At 40.2% G+C, this 15634-nt stretch carries 15 protein-coding genes and 1 rRNA gene; 12 read left to right on the top strand and 4 right to left on the bottom strand.

Annotated elements, in window-relative coordinates; genetic code table 11:
* The first annotated feature begins 159 nt into the window (after positions 1-159).
* Together ACTFWY_RS00080 and ACTFWY_RS00075 are read left to right on the top strand one after the other, a co-directional pair.
* Positions 160-1194, top strand: a complete 1035-nt coding sequence (locus tag ACTFWY_RS00080) for an inorganic phosphate transporter (protein ID WP_003127284.1) — start codon at positions 160-162, stop codon at positions 1192-1194.
* 12 nt (positions 1195-1206) lie between these two features.
* Positions 1207-1830 carry a DUF47 domain-containing protein gene (locus tag ACTFWY_RS00075; protein WP_003127286.1) on the top strand — a complete coding sequence of 208 codons (624 nt, stop codon included), beginning with the start codon at positions 1207-1209 and terminating at the stop codon, positions 1828-1830.
* Positions 1831-1878: 48 nt separating this feature from the next.
* Here the strand turns inward: ACTFWY_RS00075 and ACTFWY_RS00070 are convergent, their stop codons facing one another.
* The 3 genes from ACTFWY_RS00070 to ACTFWY_RS00060 form a co-directional block, all read right to left on the bottom strand.
* A complete protein-coding gene (locus tag ACTFWY_RS00070) occupies positions 1879-2712 on the bottom strand; it encodes an undecaprenyl-diphosphate phosphatase (RefSeq protein ID WP_005472587.1) in 834 nt (277 codons plus the stop codon).
* 175 nt (positions 2713-2887) lie between these two features.
* Complete coding sequence (locus ACTFWY_RS00065) at positions 2888-3592, bottom strand: histidine phosphatase family protein (protein WP_005472589.1); 705 nt, start codon at positions 3590-3592, stop codon at positions 2888-2890.
* A 20-nt stretch (positions 3593-3612) separates the two neighbouring features.
* On the bottom strand, positions 3613-4230 hold the full coding sequence (locus ACTFWY_RS00060) for an MBL fold metallo-hydrolase (RefSeq protein WP_311811092.1): 618 nt from the start codon (positions 4228-4230) through the stop codon (positions 3613-3615).
* Between the two features lie 322 nt (positions 4231-4552).
* On the opposite strand from ACTFWY_RS00060, the gene ACTFWY_RS00055 reads away from it, so the two are divergent.
* Together ACTFWY_RS00055 and ACTFWY_RS00050 are read left to right on the top strand one after the other, a co-directional pair.
* The gene (locus ACTFWY_RS00055) at positions 4553-5089 is read left to right on the top strand and encodes a hypothetical protein (RefSeq protein ID WP_003127290.1); all 537 of its coding nucleotides are present in this window, start codon (positions 4553-4555) and stop codon (positions 5087-5089) included.
* 283 nt (positions 5090-5372) lie between these two features.
* Positions 5373-7760: an ATP-dependent DNA helicase gene (locus ACTFWY_RS00050; protein ID WP_103300089.1), complete on the top strand. Its 2388-nt coding sequence runs from the start codon at positions 5373-5375 to the stop codon at positions 7758-7760.
* 36 nt (positions 7761-7796) lie between these two features.
* Here the strand turns inward: ACTFWY_RS00050 and ACTFWY_RS00045 are convergent, their stop codons facing one another.
* Entirely contained in the window at positions 7797-8288 is a 492-nt protein-coding gene (locus ACTFWY_RS00045) for a YajQ family cyclic di-GMP-binding protein (protein WP_311811093.1), read from the bottom strand.
* Between the two features lie 149 nt (positions 8289-8437).
* Here ACTFWY_RS00045 and ACTFWY_RS00040 point away from each other — a divergent pair, with 149 nt between their 5' ends.
* The 8 genes from ACTFWY_RS00040 to ACTFWY_RS00005 all read left to right on the top strand — a co-directional run.
* Complete coding sequence (locus ACTFWY_RS00040; RefSeq protein ID WP_003127293.1) at positions 8438-9373, top strand: YitT family protein; 936 nt, start codon at positions 8438-8440, stop codon at positions 9371-9373.
* An 82-nt stretch (positions 9374-9455) separates the two neighbouring features.
* Positions 9456-9785, top strand: a complete 330-nt coding sequence (locus ACTFWY_RS00035; protein ID WP_005472593.1) for a metal-sulfur cluster assembly factor — start codon at positions 9456-9458, stop codon at positions 9783-9785.
* 366 nt (positions 9786-10151) lie between these two features.
* Positions 10152-10502 (top strand): hypothetical protein, encoded by a 351-nt coding sequence (locus ACTFWY_RS00030; RefSeq protein ID WP_060815115.1) that lies wholly within the window; start codon positions 10152-10154, stop codon positions 10500-10502.
* 188 nt (positions 10503-10690) lie between these two features.
* Positions 10691-11626 carry a dihydroorotate oxidase gene (locus tag ACTFWY_RS00025; RefSeq protein WP_311811094.1) on the top strand — a complete coding sequence of 312 codons (936 nt, stop codon included), beginning with the start codon at positions 10691-10693 and terminating at the stop codon, positions 11624-11626.
* Positions 11627-11660: 34 nt separating this feature from the next.
* Entirely contained in the window at positions 11661-12173 is a 513-nt protein-coding gene (locus ACTFWY_RS00020) for a GNAT family N-acetyltransferase (RefSeq protein ID WP_156233364.1), read from the top strand.
* A gap of 335 nt (positions 12174-12508) precedes the next feature.
* On the top strand, positions 12509-14605 hold the full coding sequence (locus ACTFWY_RS00015) for a glucosaminidase domain-containing protein (protein ID WP_253938030.1): 2097 nt from the start codon (positions 12509-12511) through the stop codon (positions 14603-14605).
* Between the two features lie 92 nt (positions 14606-14697).
* Positions 14698-14883: a hypothetical protein gene (locus ACTFWY_RS00010; protein WP_003127300.1), complete on the top strand. Its 186-nt coding sequence runs from the start codon at positions 14698-14700 to the stop codon at positions 14881-14883.
* Between the two features lie 544 nt (positions 14884-15427).
* Positions 15428-15634 (top strand): 16S ribosomal RNA (locus ACTFWY_RS00005); the annotation flags it as partial.

Below are 15634 nucleotides of genomic sequence, written 5' to 3'. Positions count from 1 at the left end.
GTAAAGAAATTTTACTTAACACAAAAAAAGGTGCTTTTGTCAGCTATTTTTTCTTGTTCTATATTATTATTTTAATCCTTTACATATTTTTTAATGAATACTTACAAAAAGTTTACACTTTGTTCACTTTCTATGCTATGATTACTTCGGAATTTTTAAATGAGGTGTATAAATGTGAATATGGCTTTAGTTATAACCATCGTGCTCTCGTTAGGCGTTATTTTCGTCAATGGGTGGACGGATGCTCCAAATGCAATTGCCACCGCAGTCTCTACGAGGGTCCTACGTCCAAATGTCGCTATTGGAATGGCGGTAGTGATGAATTTCCTTGGGGTCTTAGTGATGACGTATTTCAATGCGCAAGTTGCTGAAACCATCAGTAACATTGTCAGCTTTGATACTGCTGGCGGCTTTCATGTTGCACAAATTGCTTTAGCTGCTGCACTTTTTTCAATCGTCGTCTGGACGGTTGCGGCTTGGTACTTCGGTATTCCAACCAGTGAATCCCATGCATTGATTGCTGGACTTACAGGAGCAGCAATGGCACTGGGCGGATTACATGCAGTAAACGGACAAGAATGGGTCAAAGTACTGATAGGGCTGGTGGTCTCAACATTGATGGGGTTCATTGGTGGGTTTATCATCACCAAATTGATCGTTTGGCTCTTCCGGGGAACTTCTCGTCGTAAAGCAAATAAAGTTTTTACGATCGGGCAAGCGGTCGCAGCTGGAGCAAACGCTTTTTTGCATGGCGCACAAGACGGTCAAAAGTTTATGGGGGTCTTTATGCTAGGTCTTTACTACAATAACCTTGTAGAAAAAAGCGGCAACGGCTTTACGATCCCTTTGTGGGTAATGGCGTTATGTTCTCTTACTATGGGAATCGGAACCTCTGTCGGTGGGATGAAAATCATTAAATCTGTCGGCATGGACATGGTCAAACTGGATAAATATCAAGGTTTTTCGGCTGACTTAACAGCGGCAATCTGCTTGTTCTTATCTTCCGTGTTTGGGATTCCCGTTTCGACGACACATACAAAAACAACTGCTATCATGGGTGTTGGCGCATCACGTCGCTTTTCCAGCGTTGACTGGCGCATCGTGAAAGAAATGATTTATGCTTGGATCTTGACTTTCCCAGGCTGTGGCTTGATTGCCTATGTAATGGTAAAAGTATTACTTGTGATTTTGTAAGGAGAGAGAAGAATGGCACGAAAAAAAAGTTTTGATTATTTTGCAGCGATGGAGCAGCTGGCAACCAATGGTCATTTAGCGGCAAAACGTTTCTCAGTTCTGATAAATGATTATTCAGAAGCAGCGTTAACTGAAGCAGCAGCAGAAATTCACGCATTAGAAAAAGAAGGCGATCAAGTGATCGCAGAATTGACCAATGAATTATATGATTCTTTTATCACACCGATCGATCGTGAAGATATTTTGATTATTTCTGAACGCTTGGACGATATTTTAGATGGCATCATGGGATTGACTTATTTATTTGAAAATCTTGTGATCAAGTCATTACGTCCGGAAACAGCTGATTTCGCTGTCATGATCGAACAGGCCACACAAGGTGTGCAGACGGCATTAAAAGAGTTTCCTAAGTTCAAAAATTCAAAGACGCTACGACAAATGATCAATGATGTCAATCGTATCGAGTCTGAAGCGGACCTTTTGTACTCTAAATTGAAAAAGGCCCTTTTCACTGATGAAAAAGATGTCTTAGAAATCATTAAATGGAAAGACATTTATGACCGCTTTGAAACAATCATCAACGACACAGAAGGTGCTGTCGATATTATTGACGGCATGGTCATCAAAAATACCTAATTTAGCTAAAAACACTGCGATGTCCAAAAGGACATCGCAGTGTTTTTATTATAAAGATACTAACCAATAAACGATCAAAACCGCACCAAGTACGATACGATACCAACCAAAGAAAGTGAAATCGTTTCGTTTGATATAATTCATCAAGAAGCGGATGGCTAACACGGAAACGATAAAGGAAACGATCGTTCCAGTTAATAAGATAACTGTTCCTTGCAAGTCAAAAGCATTTCCATCTTTCAGAAATTTAAATATTTTTAAGGCACTTGCACCGAACATGGTAGGGATACCTAAGAAGAATGAAAATTCTGTTGCGACAAAGCGGGAGGCACCAATCATGATTCCTCCAAGAATCGTAGCGCCAGAGCGTGATGTTCCGGGAATCAATGCTAATACTTGAAACATCCCGACAATTAGTGCAGCTTTATAAGTGAACTTGTTCAAATCGGTACATTTTGGTTCTTTGTTTTTGTTTCTTTTCTCAACGACGATGAAGCCGATCCCGTAGATGATCAGAACGATCGAAACAGAGAGGAAATTATAGAAGTGAGCGTCTAACCAATCGTCCAGTGGCAAACCAATGATGACAGATGGTAAGACAGCAATGATCACTTTCGACCAGAGTGTCCAAGTGTCTCTCTTTTCCAATGCATTTTTGGTGGGTGAAAAAGGGTTTAATTTATGGAAATAGAGGTAAACAACCGCCAGAATCGCTCCTAACTGGATCACGACGTTGAACATCGCCATAAATTCCGGGCTTACTTTCAACCCAATAAATTCATCAGCAAGGATCAAGTGACCGGTACTACTGATGGGAAGCCATTCGGTAATGCCTTCAATGATCCCGAAAAGGATGGCTTTAATAAAATTCGCAAAAAACATTTGTTCAGTCCTTTCTTGTATGGTGAAATACATTACATAGTATACCTGTTCTAGGAAAAAATACCAAACACTTCCTAAAAAAAGAGCAGTTTTTCTTGCTGAAAAAATCGTCAAGCCGAGGATCTTTTCAGCAAAAAACTACTCTTACTTTTGTTGATTCATTATTGCAAGAAAATCAAGCAAGGAGATCTTGTGAAAGGGCAAGTCCTTTCTTGATATATTCAGTGTTGCCCACTTCCGCAATTGTGAATTCACCATTTTCATAAATCAGTCGGGTAACCGAACCATTATCGATGTCCATACGCACGTTGTTTTCGTTATTGATCAAATGCAGCAAGAAGGCGATGGTTAGACCATGGGACACAACTAACGCATTGCCGCCGCCTTTTTTCTCAACCCGATACGCGATGTCTTCAAAGCCGGTTTTGACCCGTTCAGTCAATTCATCAAAGGATTCGGCCCAATTCGCTGTGTCCGCACGATGAATCGCATTGGCAACAGCCTCAAAGCTGACATGGCTAGCAATCATATTGTCATAATCAGGGAAATCCAACACACGAGGAATGACGCCCCACATTTCTGCATCATAAGCCCCTTCTAAAGACCCAAAACACCATTCTCTGATTCGTTTATCAATATGATAAGGAATCTGAGGCCCACGTAAATGCTCGCCCAAGATCAAGCGCATGGTTTCGATAGCACGACCACTATCACTGGATACTGCTTCCACAAAATCGATCTCCCGGAGACCAAGCCCAAGATAATGGATTCCTTGTTCACCTGTGCGGGTCAATGGAGTATCACACCATCCCTGAACGCGCTGTAATGTATTGAACATTGTCTTACCGTGTCGCACGACATATAATTCTGTTCTTGCCATATCGTTTCCTCCTTTTACATTTATCTAAAAAATGGATTTGTCCGTTTTTCGTTTTCAATCGTCGTTGGCTCACCATGCCCTGGATAAACAGTTAATTGGTTGGGCAGAATAAACAACTCAGATTGGATACTCGTTAATAATTGTTCCAAATTACCAGTTGGTAGATCCGTACGTCCAATACTGCCTTTAAAAAGGGCATCTCCTGAAACGACAAAATCATCAAAAATAAAGCTGACACTCCCAATGGAATGTCCCGGAGTTGCCACAACGCGAAAAGAGATGCCGTCAATTTGATAATCTTTTAACGCCAATTCATGCTCTGCAGGACGTGCAGTAATACCGCCTAAGTCAGGATGGCGACCAGAAAGATTTTTTAGAGGATCTCCTAACCAATCTCGTTCTAATGGACTGACATAAACTGGGATACTGTAATAGTCTCTTAAGTGATCCACTGCACCGATATGGTCATAATGAGTATGGGTCAATAAGATTGCACTAGGCTTTGCTTCTGTTTTTTCGATTTCAGCAATGATTCGTTCAGCCTCTGCTCCCGGATCAATGATTAATAAATGCCCATCTTGCCAAACCAAGTAACAATTCTCTTGAACAGGGCCGGTGACTAAGCCAATGATTTTCATATTTTAACCTCCTCTGTTTCTTCTTTTAGTATAGCCTAAAGTATTCAAGGAAACAAAAAAAGCTTTTTAAAGATTCACAGTTTTGCTCTTTATTTAGGAAAAAGCAAAAGAGCGTAAAATGGCTCTTCTTGCGCTGGTGGAAGAAACCAAAGAGAAAATGAGATTAAAAAAATCTGCAAAAAACGGCAGTTTGATTAAAAATAGGGTCGTTTTTAAAAAACTATCCCGAAAAATTTTCTAAGAAACCTCCGTAAAAAAAATACACTGTTATACTGTAATTAATTTAAAAAACCTTAATTATGGAAATAGTGGAGGCGGTAACATGAATAAGAAAGTATGTCTAGTTTTATGCTCATTCTTTTGCAGCTTGTTACTCGCAAGCTGTGGGCAAGAAAATCAAGCAATCAAAACGAGCGAACCTACGACAGCTACTGCGACCAAGCTCAGCTCCACAAATGCCGAGAATGTCGACTTGATGCTGATTCAAGAAGAAAGCAGTCAATTTCCGCAAAGCCAAGGTGTCTATGATCTGCAAGGAGAAGAATTGACCATCGTCAAACAATACTTGCCTATGACAGAAAGTAGCAGTGATGAAACGTTGAGTGGTTCGGCACTCAAAAAAAGAAATGAAACGATCCAAGCAGACTTTGAAAAAAATTTTGCTTCCGCGAATCTTCGCTTAAAAGATGATCCCTTTGAAATCTACGAGACGACCTTACATGGGGCTTCGTTTTCCATCGATGGAAAATATTTATTTTTACGAGCCCATGGGTTGGAATTAAAATTTCAGTATGATGAAGCAACCAATCGTGCCTACGATGAGAACAATGTGCGCTATGAAGTTCAAGTGGATCAGTGACGGATACTAATGAGAAATGCCTGAAAATCAGAACAGTATAAGAAGTTTAAGAGAAATAGATGCCACAAGAAAGTGACAAGTCGATTGAGACAACTTTCGATTGCGATGATGCCAAGAATTAAAACACATCATTAGGCAAGAAGAGAGGTTGTTTTTGATATGCTGTAACCATTGTAGGCATTTTTTAAGAAAATGTGAAAAAGACTGCAAATCCTGCAGGCTTTTTTTGTTCGCTTTAAAATCAGTGAAGCTTCCGATATAATAGCTCCGAGAAGGTGATCACGTGTATAAAGGAAAAATTGCTGTCCGAAAAATCGTTGAATTTATTTTGCGCCGTGGCGATATCGATAGTCGCAAAGTCAGTAACCATACTGCTCAAGAAGGCGCTCGTATCCATCGACGATTGCAAAAAGAAGCCGGCGATGCCTATCAAAAGGAAGTCTTCTTCAAAATAGAAAGCGAGATCGAAAAGGACAAGTTGACTATCGAAGGACGTGCAGACGGCTTATTCTATGACGAAGAGAAACAATGTTGGGTAATCGATGAGATCAAAACGTCAGAACCCTACTTTGAAGATCTTCCTGAGGATCAAATCGATTTATTTTTTGCTCAAGGGATGGTTTATGCTTATATTTACCTTCAAGAAGAAAAGTTGACGGAAATTGAAGTCCAACTAACCTATTACCAGACGACGGAGCAGCTGATCACCCGCGTCCGTCGCCATTTTACAGTGGAAGAACTTACTGAATTTTATACCCACTTGATCAATGAATATCATAAATGGCTGGTTTTTCAGGAAAATTGGCGCCGTGTTAGAAATACTTCACTACAACTGTTAAAATTTCCTTTCGAAACGTATCGAAAAGGGCAACGGGAATTGGCTGCTGCCGCTTATAAGACGTTAAAAAACGGCAAGCGATTGTTTGCTGAAGCGCCAACAGGTACTGGAAAAACCATATCGACTCTTTTTCCTGCACTAAAAGTATTAGGAGAAGGGGATGGCGATCGTTTGTTTTATTTGACGGCAAAAACGATCACTCGCCAAGTAGCTGAAGATGCTTTAAGCAAGTTGGCGGATAACGGCAGTGAAACAAAAAGTGTGACCCTCACTGCCAAGGATAAGATTTGCTTTTTAGATGAACGGAATTGTACGCCGGAACATTGCCCATATGCGAATGGCTATTATAACCGAATCAATGAAGCGCTATGGGATCTGCTTCATCATGAAAATCAAATCACACGAGAAGTGATTGAAACGTATGGAAAAAAGCATACCGTCTGTCCCTTCGAACTTTCGCTGGATGTCAGTGTGTTTTGTGATGTCATTATTGGTGATTATAACTATCTGTTTGACCCGACTGTTTATCTCCGACGCTTTTTTGAGGAACCAGAAGAAGATTACTTTTTCTTGATCGATGAAGCCCATAATCTCGTCAATCGTTCAAAAGAGATGTATTCAGCAGAGATTCGTCGCAGCACGTTTAAAGATCTTAGAAAACAACTGCCAATGGATCAACAAAAACTTCGTCGAGCATTGAATAAAGTGGAGAAAGAATTCTCTGCGATTGAAAAAATCGCTGAGACGGATCATTGGGAGTACCATCATCAAAAAGAACCCCATGAAACGATGAACAAGCAATTAGCAAAGCTAGCTGAGCTTATGAAAGAATGGCTACCAGCTAACCCTGAACATACGGCTCAGGAAGCGGTGCTGCAAAGTTATTTTGAAGTGAATCACTTTTTGAAAATTGCTGAATTCTATGACGATCATTATGAAACAACAGTAGAGGTCACTCGATATGAGCTGACTCTTCGTCAATTTTGCATTGAACCGGCTCCTTTTCTACAGCAAGTGTTAGACAAAGGAAAAGCCAGCTTGTTGTTTTCAGCCAGTTTCACGCCTCTTGATTATTACCAGGAAGTGCTGGGAGGCGGAGAAAAAGCATTACGCTATCGACTGCCAAGTCCATTTGATCCTGCAAATCAAAAAATCCTGATCGCAAATTACATCCAGACGACTTACCGGCAACGGACAGCCAGTCTGCCAGCGATTGTAGATGCCCTTTATCGAATGGTTCACGCAAAGTCAGGCAATTATATGGTTTTCTTTCCTTCTTACCAGTATTTGGACGAAGTAGCAGAAGCATTTCATCACGCGTATCCGACTATTAAGATGCTCGTACAGGATACAGCTATGAATGAAACGGAACGAGAAAATTTTTTAGCGGAATTCAAATACGACACGGCGGACGTTGAAGAAAAAACTTCGTTGATAGGATTTTGCGTATTGGGCGGAATTTTTTCGGAAGGCATCGACTTGAAGGGAACTCGTCTGATCGGAACGGCGATTGTTGGTGTCGGATTGCCGCAAATCAATCACGAACAAGAACTGATTCGGGACTATTATGAAGAAAAAAAACATGCTGGTTTTGCCTATGCCTATCGGCTGCCTGGAATGAACAAAGTTCTGCAAGCAGCGGGACGTGTCATTCGTGATTCTACGGATCAAGGCGTGATCCTGTTGCTGGATCAGCGTTTTCATACAACGGCTTACCAGCAACTGTTTCCATTGCATTGGCAACACGCCCAAACCTGCTTTCGACCAGAGCAGCTTAGCAAAGCAATGGACCATTTCTGGCAAAAACAAAAAGACTCTCAGCACCGATCGTAGACCGTACATGCGGTTTGCGATCGGTACAGAGAGAAGTCAACGATAATTTGTGAATTGTAAATCGATCGGTAATTCAAGCTTGCGCAGCAGCTGGATGACTTCTTGTAAATCATCACGGCTTTTACCAGTGACACGAATCTGATTGTCTTGAATCTGCGTTTTAACTTTCAATTTTGCATTTTTGATGGCGGCCGTAATTTTTTTCGCCTGTTCTTTATCAATGCCGTTGATCAATTCTGCAGTCTGACGGGCTTTGGCGCCAAGTGCATGTTCAGTCTGCGAGAATTGGATATTTTTTGTCGGAACACTTCGTTTGATGAGTTTGCTGCTTAACACATCTTTGATTTGTTCAAGTTTGAATTCATCGTCTCCCACGATTGTTAATTTATTGCCATCCATTTTAATTTCAACTGTCGAACCTTTAAAGTCAAATCGATTCTTTAATTCTTTTTCTGCTAGTTGGATGGCATTTTTTACTTCTTCTGTATTGATTTCAGATACAACATCGAAACTTGCTTCTTTTGCCACAAAGATCATCCTTTCTATTTTTCTTTGATTTTACCATGAGTCAGAAAAAAGAGGGGAGAGAAACTAAATTTTTGCAAATAATAGTTTCAATTTTAGACACAAACTGCTATTCTTTGGAAGGAGATTTTTTGTGAAGGAGAAATGGCATTGTGAGTAAATTATGGACGAAACATCAGCAGTCGGAAAGACTGAAAAAAATCGGGGTTATTTTGTTGTCAGGATTGACCGCAGCGATCGCGTTGAATTTCTTTTTGATTCCTGCAAAAGTACTTTCTGCAGGGATGAATGGTGTTGCCCAGTTGATCGTAGCAGTCGGGTGGGAACAATTCGGCTTGCATCTTAGTACCGGTCTCTTTATTTTGCTTTTGAATGTGCCAATCTTTATTTTAGGCTTTATCAAACTAGGTAAAGCTTCCACTTGGATGAGTTTTATTAACGTTGTAGTGGTCTCTTTAATAACGATGATTTTGCCTCAAGGAGAAATCACAAACAATATCCTCGTGAATTCGTTGATTGGCGGCGTATTACTTGGTGTTGGAGTCGCTTATTCGTTAAAAATGGGTTTCACAACGGGAGGAATGGACATCCTCTCATTGATCTTATCAAAAACGACAGGTAAGACTGTCGGCAAATATATGTTTATGCTTAATGGCATCATTGTTATGCTGTCAGGGTTTATTTTCTCATGGGAGAGCGCCTTGTACACGATCATTTCCATTTTTGCTATGAGTTATGTGGTGGATATGCTTCATACAAGCCATCAAAAAGTTACGGCATTGATCATCACCACCAAAGCGGAATCTGTCGGCAAGAATATTTCAAAACATGTGTTTCGCGGTATGACATTGTTGCCATCTGTAGGAGGGTATTCTGGTGTTCCTGGAAATATGATTATGATGGTAGTTACTCGTTATGAAATCTATGATTTGGAACAAGCTGTTTTAGAAGCGGATGAGAATGCATTTATCAACTTTGTTCCGACTCAATCGATCACAGGACGTTTTGCAACAGACGATGAACAGCGTACATTCAAAACAACCGGAGTCTTTCCAGAATTGAAAGTTAACAAAAAGAATCGTCCCTAAGGAAAACGAAAGCGAAAGTGCCATTTACAAAGGGATTAAAACAAGTTATGATTTGAACAGATCATCAAAGGAGGTTTCGACTATGCCTTATACTGAAGCAGAAAGCGAAGCAATCAAAGAACGTGTCTTAGCAGCGTTAGAAACAGTTATTGACCCAGAATTAGGGATTGACATTGTCAATCTTGGTTTAATATATGAAATCGAATTTGACGGGGAAACAGGCGATACAGTTATTAAAATGACATTGACCACTATGGGTTGCCCATTAGCCGACGTTTTGACCGAACAAATTCATGAAGCATTAAGCGACATTCCAGAAGTCAAAAATCCAGAAGTAAAATTAGTCTGGTATCCCGCTTGGACGACCGATAAAATGAGCCGTTATGCACGGATTGCTTTGGGGATTCGCTAGGGGATTTGCTGATTCCAATGCAGCGGCTGTTAGTTTCGTAAGTCGTTTGAAATAGTATGGATGTATAAGTACATTTCATTCTCTAAATAATCCGTAGAAATTTTGGAACTCTTTTATTAACTTTTAAGATAAGTTAGTAAAGGAGTTTTTTAGTTAAACAATTTTTTATTAGTATCTGTTGCATTTTCAATAAGGAAACGCGACCCCATACCCCTGTTAAACAGGAAGCTTTATAGTAAAAGAAAAGTGAGACTGAATTTAGCGAAATGAACGATTTTCGTGCGACGACTGCTTGTCGTTTCAGAGACCATTTTTGTAAAAAATGATAAAATAATGATCGATAACTAAAGAAAAGGAATCCGGCCTATGCTATTAACAAAGAAAAAACTCTCTCGCCTAGCGGCTCCCTATAATGAAGGAGATATGAGTATTGGTTTTGCCGAATCACAAAGTATAGAAAGTATAAGCAGCAAAACGATTTTACTTGTGAATGATCGCCAGGTAATCATTTTATTTTTGAACTTTTTTCAAACAAAAGTCATTGATCACATGGCTTACGCCAGAAAAGATCTAGTCAATGAGCAATTAAGTCAAGGGTTCAATGGGTTAGACGTTGTTTGGCGTTTTACAGTCCAAAATAAAAAATGGCGTTTTCGCATACTAAAGAAAATAGTCACACTAGGAAAAATGCAAAGAGAATTGATCGAGCGGCTCTAAAAGAGGGTACGTACCTAAATTGTAAAAGAATTTTGAGCGGTAAGTTGATGAAGACTGATTGTCTTTTTTTCAAGGATCTCAGCGAATAGAGAATTGCTACAAATAAAATAATGACGAAACCTAAAACGGCAATTGCATTTTGCAAACTAGAAAGGTAAACTATTTTCAATGAAGAAAGGAGACGAACAATGTTAACGACTAAATTTGGTGAATTCACCTACGACAATCCCTTTATGAATGCTTCCGGCGTTCACTGTATGACCACTACGGATTTGGAGGAACTTGCAGCATCAGAAGCCGGTTCTTTTGTTACAAAAAGTGCCACTTTAGCACCGCGAGAAGGAAATCCCGAACCGAGATATGTGGATCTCGCTTTAGGAAGTATCAATTCAATGGGATTACCAAATAAAGGCTTAGACTATTATTTGAATTTTGCTTTAGAGAAACAAGAAGCAATCACTCCTGAAGCACCTTTCTTCTTTTCTGTTGCAGGCATGAGTGTTGAAGAAAATATTGAACTTCTAAGAAAGATTGAAGCTAGCAACTTTCGTGGTATCACAGAGTTGAATCTTTCTTGCCCGAATGTCCCAGGAAAGCCACAAGTTGCTTATGATTTTCCATTGACAGAACAAATTTTAGAGCAAGTTTTTAGTTTCTTCACGAAGCCTTTAGGCGTGAAATTACCGCCTTATTTTGACCTGGCGCACTTTGATCAAATGGCTGAAATTTTGAATAAATTCCCTTTAACATACATCAATTCTATCAATAGTATTGGTAATGGTCTATATATAGACCCAGAAACAGAAGCAGTAGTGATCAAGCCTAAAGAAGGCTTTGGCGGTATCGGTGGCGAGTATGTCAAACCAACAGCACTCGCCAATGTTCGGGCTTTCGCGACCCGACTAAAACCAGAAATCAATGTAATCGGAACTGGCGGTATTCGTTCTGGACAAGATGCATTTGAGCATTTGTTATGCGGAGCGACGATGTTACAAATCGGAACGGAATTACAAAAAGAGGGACCAGCGATTTTTGCCCGTCTGAAAAAAGAATTGACAGAAATTATGACTGCCAAAGGCTACACATCGATCGATGAATTCCGCGGTAAACTTCGCTCATTGTAGCCGATTAGCAAATTGCTGCTGAAGGAGGAATGGCATGATCCAGTTTAGAAAAGCGACGCTCTCTGATTTGCCGGAAATGATGGCTCTCTTTGAGATGGGCATACAATCCTTAAAAAAACAAGGCTCACCTCAATGGCAAAATGGCTATGGTCCCACTCGTGAAAAAATCAAAGAAGATATCAATAAACAAGAAAGTTATCTCTTGTTATATGACGATCAAATTGCTGCTTCTGCCGCTTTAGTAAAAGGGGTCGATCCCGTTTATACTGCGATAATCGAAGGTAGTTGGTCAGGGGATGGGCCTTATGCATCAATCCATCGTGTCGTAGTCAGTGACCATTTTAGAGGCAAACAATTGAGTGCACATTTACTAAAAGCGCTAGAGGAAGAAGCGGTAGCAAAAGGGATCCATGATTTACGGATTGATACCTATCAAGCAAATATTGGAATGCAGAAAGTGATCGAAACCTGTGGTTATCAATATCGTGGGCAAGTTGTTTTCCCTATTCCACACGGTGAACGACTGGCCTATCAGAAATTAATCTAATTGATTGGGTGAATATAGTAATATCTGCTGTAATTGCCAGACCATAAGCGGAATGGCTGAGCCATACTAATTCCTTAATTCCCTTAGCGGGTTCAGGTCGATTTTGGGCAGCGTGTTTAGCTCATAAATAAGATGTTTTTTGAAAGATTGATCATGACGGAAAGAAAGATAGCAAGTTTTGCGTAGCTTTATTATGCAGGGCTTGCTATCTTTTTGTTTATTTTTATTCCGAATAGACGAAATTAATTAAATGTATAAAAATAGAGAGTTATCACTTTATTTTAATATTGTGCATATGGTAAAGTTGATTTGAGTAAACAATGGAGGAGAATCCAATGAAAAAAAGAAAAAGTATGCGTAAGGCGTTGGCAATGCTAGCGGCTCTATTGATCACCCTTGGACAAGGGGTGCCTGCGGTTGAAGCATTGACTGTCTTAGAGAATAACGCAGAATCAGCAATAGTCGATTCAGGCTCATCAATCTCAGCCGAATCAAATGAACCCTCAGAACCATCTGAAGACCGAACAGCCGATTCTTTCGAAACGGCATCAAGCAGTCAAAGTATGGAAACAGAAGAATCCATTGATGAAAGTCATTCTACTGAACCATCGTCTTCTAGTGAAACGACTGAGGAAACAAGTGAAAGTACAAGTACGTCTGAAAGTGAGACATCTTCCTCAAGTAGCAGTGCGTCGACAACGGATTCAACTAAGGATTCTACAACGCCTAGTATGTCTTCTACTACCGAAAGGCCATCAGGAACCAGTCATTCATCAAAGCCAAATGATACGACAGCAAATTCCACCCAAAGTTCTTCGGAACCAAAGACGTCCGACACAGGTTCTTCAGTCAGCCAATTGCCGCCATCCAATCAGCCTATAGCAGATTCTTCCCAGACAGTTGACTTATCAGATAAATTGGTTACCACCCCAACTGATTCTAATTTGAATGGTTATATCTTGCCGTTGTTGAATCAGTTAGCAAATGAACGATCCGCAGCGCTGATTTCAGAAGCGTTGAATCAACTAGGCAAACCATATGAAAAAGATGCGCAGGGTACTGGATTTAATAATCTTTCGTTGCCTATTGCTGTTTATCGTGGCGTTTTTGATATAAAAGGGATCGAAACTTATGATCAGCTCAGCCGGGTAGGAAAGCAAACATCACTTGAAAAAGCCGTACCTGGAGATCTTTTGTTTTGGAAAGACGGTCAGCAATTAGTCAAAGCAGCAATTTACCTTGGACAGGATAAACTGATCATGGCAGATCAACCCCAAGCGGAACAAATAGTCAAGGAAGAAAAAGCGGCGACAGAAAACAATGGCGTACGCATTTATACTATTACTGATAAACAGAATAGTACTGCGGAAACAAAACAATTGATCCAAGAAGATCAGGTAAACAAACCAGATGTAGTGGTTCATTTTTCTGACTCGCAAAAAGTAACACCTCATGGACAATCACTAATCGCTAAGTATGCGGCTAGCTATGATTTTCGCAAGAATCCGCAAACAGAAGCATTTGTTGCGGCAATTGCAGAAGATGCTCGGGAACTAGGCTTAACTTATGGTGTGTATGCGTCGGTTATGATTGCACAGGCAATTTTGGAAAGCGGATCTGGTCAGAGTGGCCTTGCTTCTCCCCCGTATTATAATTTGTTTGGAATCAAAGGAACTTCCGGTAGTCGTTCCGTTTCTATGATGACAGCTGAGGATAATGGGACCGGAGAATTTTATACGATCCAAGCTGCTTTTCGTGCCTATACAGGATACAAGGAGTCGTTAAAGGATTACGTTCATTTACTGCGGACAGGAATTAGTGGGAATGCTGATTTTTACAAAAAGGTTTGGCGTTCTGAAGCAAAAAACTACCTGCAAGCGACTGAATATTTAACGGGGCGTTATGCAACGGATACGAGCTACAACAATAAACTGAATTCATTGATTGCTGTCTATGAATTAACGAAATATGATGAAGCCAAAGCTGGCAGCGGCGTTGTCCTGCAATCAAAAGAAGCGATTCCCAAAGAGTATCGGCAGCTGTTGGTGTTTCCTGATTATAACGGTGTAAATTATAATACCTCAGGTTCTTATCCAGTCGGACAATGTACTTGGTATGCTTACAATCGGGTCAAGCAATTGGGCGGCAGTGTGGATGAATACATGGGGAATGGTGGAGAATGGGGAGCAACCGCAAAACGTTTAGGCTATAAAACGGCGGCTACTCCAAAAGCAGGCTATCTGATCAGTTTTAGCCCAGGCACTGCTGGCTCTAGCACACAATATGGACATGTCGCCTTTGTGGAAGCGGTTGGCAAAGATGGCATTTTAATATCAGAGGGCAACGTTATTGATGGCAAAACGATTTCTTATCGAATCATTCCCAATGAGCTTGCTTATTCGCAAAGTGTCAGTTATATTGCCCCAAAATAAAATTTTGACCAAAAACTCTAGCGAATCGTAAAAATTCGGTTGTCAACTTCTGCCACAATTGCTAAGATAGAGCACGTAAAGGACGGTGCCGAATGAAAAAACGTATCAAAAAGAAAAAAGCCTATAAAAAGTATATCCAAGACATATTCACAGGATATGAAGAAATGTTGGAAAATCCTGAGCTCAAGGAGAGATCCTTTAGTTATTTAAAAGAAGAAACAGTCTTGAGACGTGATGAAAACGATCAGATTCGTTTTCGGACTCGGGACATTGATTAAACTGCCTATTTTAGGCAGTTTTTCTTTTTCAAAAATAATTGAAAGTATTTCAGAAAAACACTTGCTCTTTCATACGCTTAATGATAAAGTAGTGAACGTTGGCAAAACACGCCGACAGTCAAAACCTTTCAAAAGAACTTTTTGAAAAAAAGGCTTGACCAAAACAGAAACAGATGATATTATAACGAAGTCGCAAATTTAAGAAATCAATTTGATGCTGATGCAGCAACAAAAAAGATTGAAAAAAGTTGTTGACAAATAACAATTCATTTGTTATTCTAATGGAGTCGCTGATGACGCACAGGAAGTTGTTGAATAAACACTTTCGAAAAAAACTTTTAAAAAAAGAGTTGACATCCACTTGTTGATCTGATATGATTTAAAAGTTGCTAACACAGCGCAGTAGACCTTTGAAAACTGAACAAAGCAAGCAAACGAACCAATGTGTAGGGCGCTTCATTTATGAAGCAAAATACATGCAAGCAATAGCTAGCAAAGTTAATTTTATTTGAGCTTAACGATCCTATGGATCGTTCAAACAAATCATTATGAGAGTTTGATCCTGGCTCAGGACGAACGCTGGCGGCGTGCCTAATACATGCAAGTCGAACGCTTTTTCTTTCACCGGAGCTTGCTCCACCGAAAGAAAAAGAGTGGCGAACGGGTGAGTAACACGTGGGTAACCTGCCCATCAGAAGGGGATAACACTTGGAAACAGGTGCTAATACCGTATAACACTATTTTCCGCATG

Origin of the sequence: Enterococcus sp. 125944 (assembly GCF_051909435.1) — a bacterium.
GTDB lineage: Bacteria > Bacillota > Bacilli > Lactobacillales > Enterococcaceae > Enterococcus_D > Enterococcus_D gallinarum.
This window is presented reverse-complemented; position numbering and strand designations above follow the sequence as displayed.

What these genes read in the sequence shown, in the direction of transcription:
- ACTFWY_RS00080 (WP_003127284.1), top strand. Translation starts at nt 160, where the DNA reads ATGAGGTGTATAAATGTGAATATGGCTTTAGTTATAACCATCGTGCTC.
- ACTFWY_RS00075 (WP_003127286.1), top strand. Translation starts at nt 1,207, where the DNA reads ATGGCACGAAAAAAAAGTTTTGATTATTTTGCAGCGATGGAGCAGCTG.
- ACTFWY_RS00070 (WP_005472587.1), bottom strand. Translation starts at nt 2,712, where the DNA reads ATGTTTTTTGCGAATTTTATTAAAGCCATCCTTTTCGGGATCATTGAA.
- ACTFWY_RS00065 (WP_005472589.1), bottom strand. Translation starts at nt 3,592, where the DNA reads ATGGCAAGAACAGAATTATATGTCGTGCGACACGGTAAGACAATGTTC.
- ACTFWY_RS00060 (WP_311811092.1), bottom strand. Translation starts at nt 4,230, where the DNA reads ATGAAAATCATTGGCTTAGTCACCGGCCCTGTTCAAGAGAATTGTTAC.
- ACTFWY_RS00055 (WP_003127290.1), top strand. Translation starts at nt 4,553, where the DNA reads ATGAATAAGAAAGTATGTCTAGTTTTATGCTCATTCTTTTGCAGCTTG.
- ACTFWY_RS00035 (WP_005472593.1), top strand. Translation starts at nt 9,456, where the DNA reads ATGCCTTATACTGAAGCAGAAAGCGAAGCAATCAAAGAACGTGTCTTA.
- ACTFWY_RS00030 (WP_060815115.1), top strand. Translation starts at nt 10,152, where the DNA reads ATGCTATTAACAAAGAAAAAACTCTCTCGCCTAGCGGCTCCCTATAAT.
- ACTFWY_RS00025 (WP_311811094.1), top strand. Translation starts at nt 10,691, where the DNA reads ATGTTAACGACTAAATTTGGTGAATTCACCTACGACAATCCCTTTATG.
- ACTFWY_RS00020 (WP_156233364.1), top strand. Translation starts at nt 11,661, where the DNA reads ATGATCCAGTTTAGAAAAGCGACGCTCTCTGATTTGCCGGAAATGATG.
- ACTFWY_RS00015 (WP_253938030.1), top strand. Translation starts at nt 12,509, where the DNA reads ATGAAAAAAAGAAAAAGTATGCGTAAGGCGTTGGCAATGCTAGCGGCT.
- ACTFWY_RS00010 (WP_003127300.1), top strand. Translation starts at nt 14,698, where the DNA reads ATGAAAAAACGTATCAAAAAGAAAAAAGCCTATAAAAAGTATATCCAA.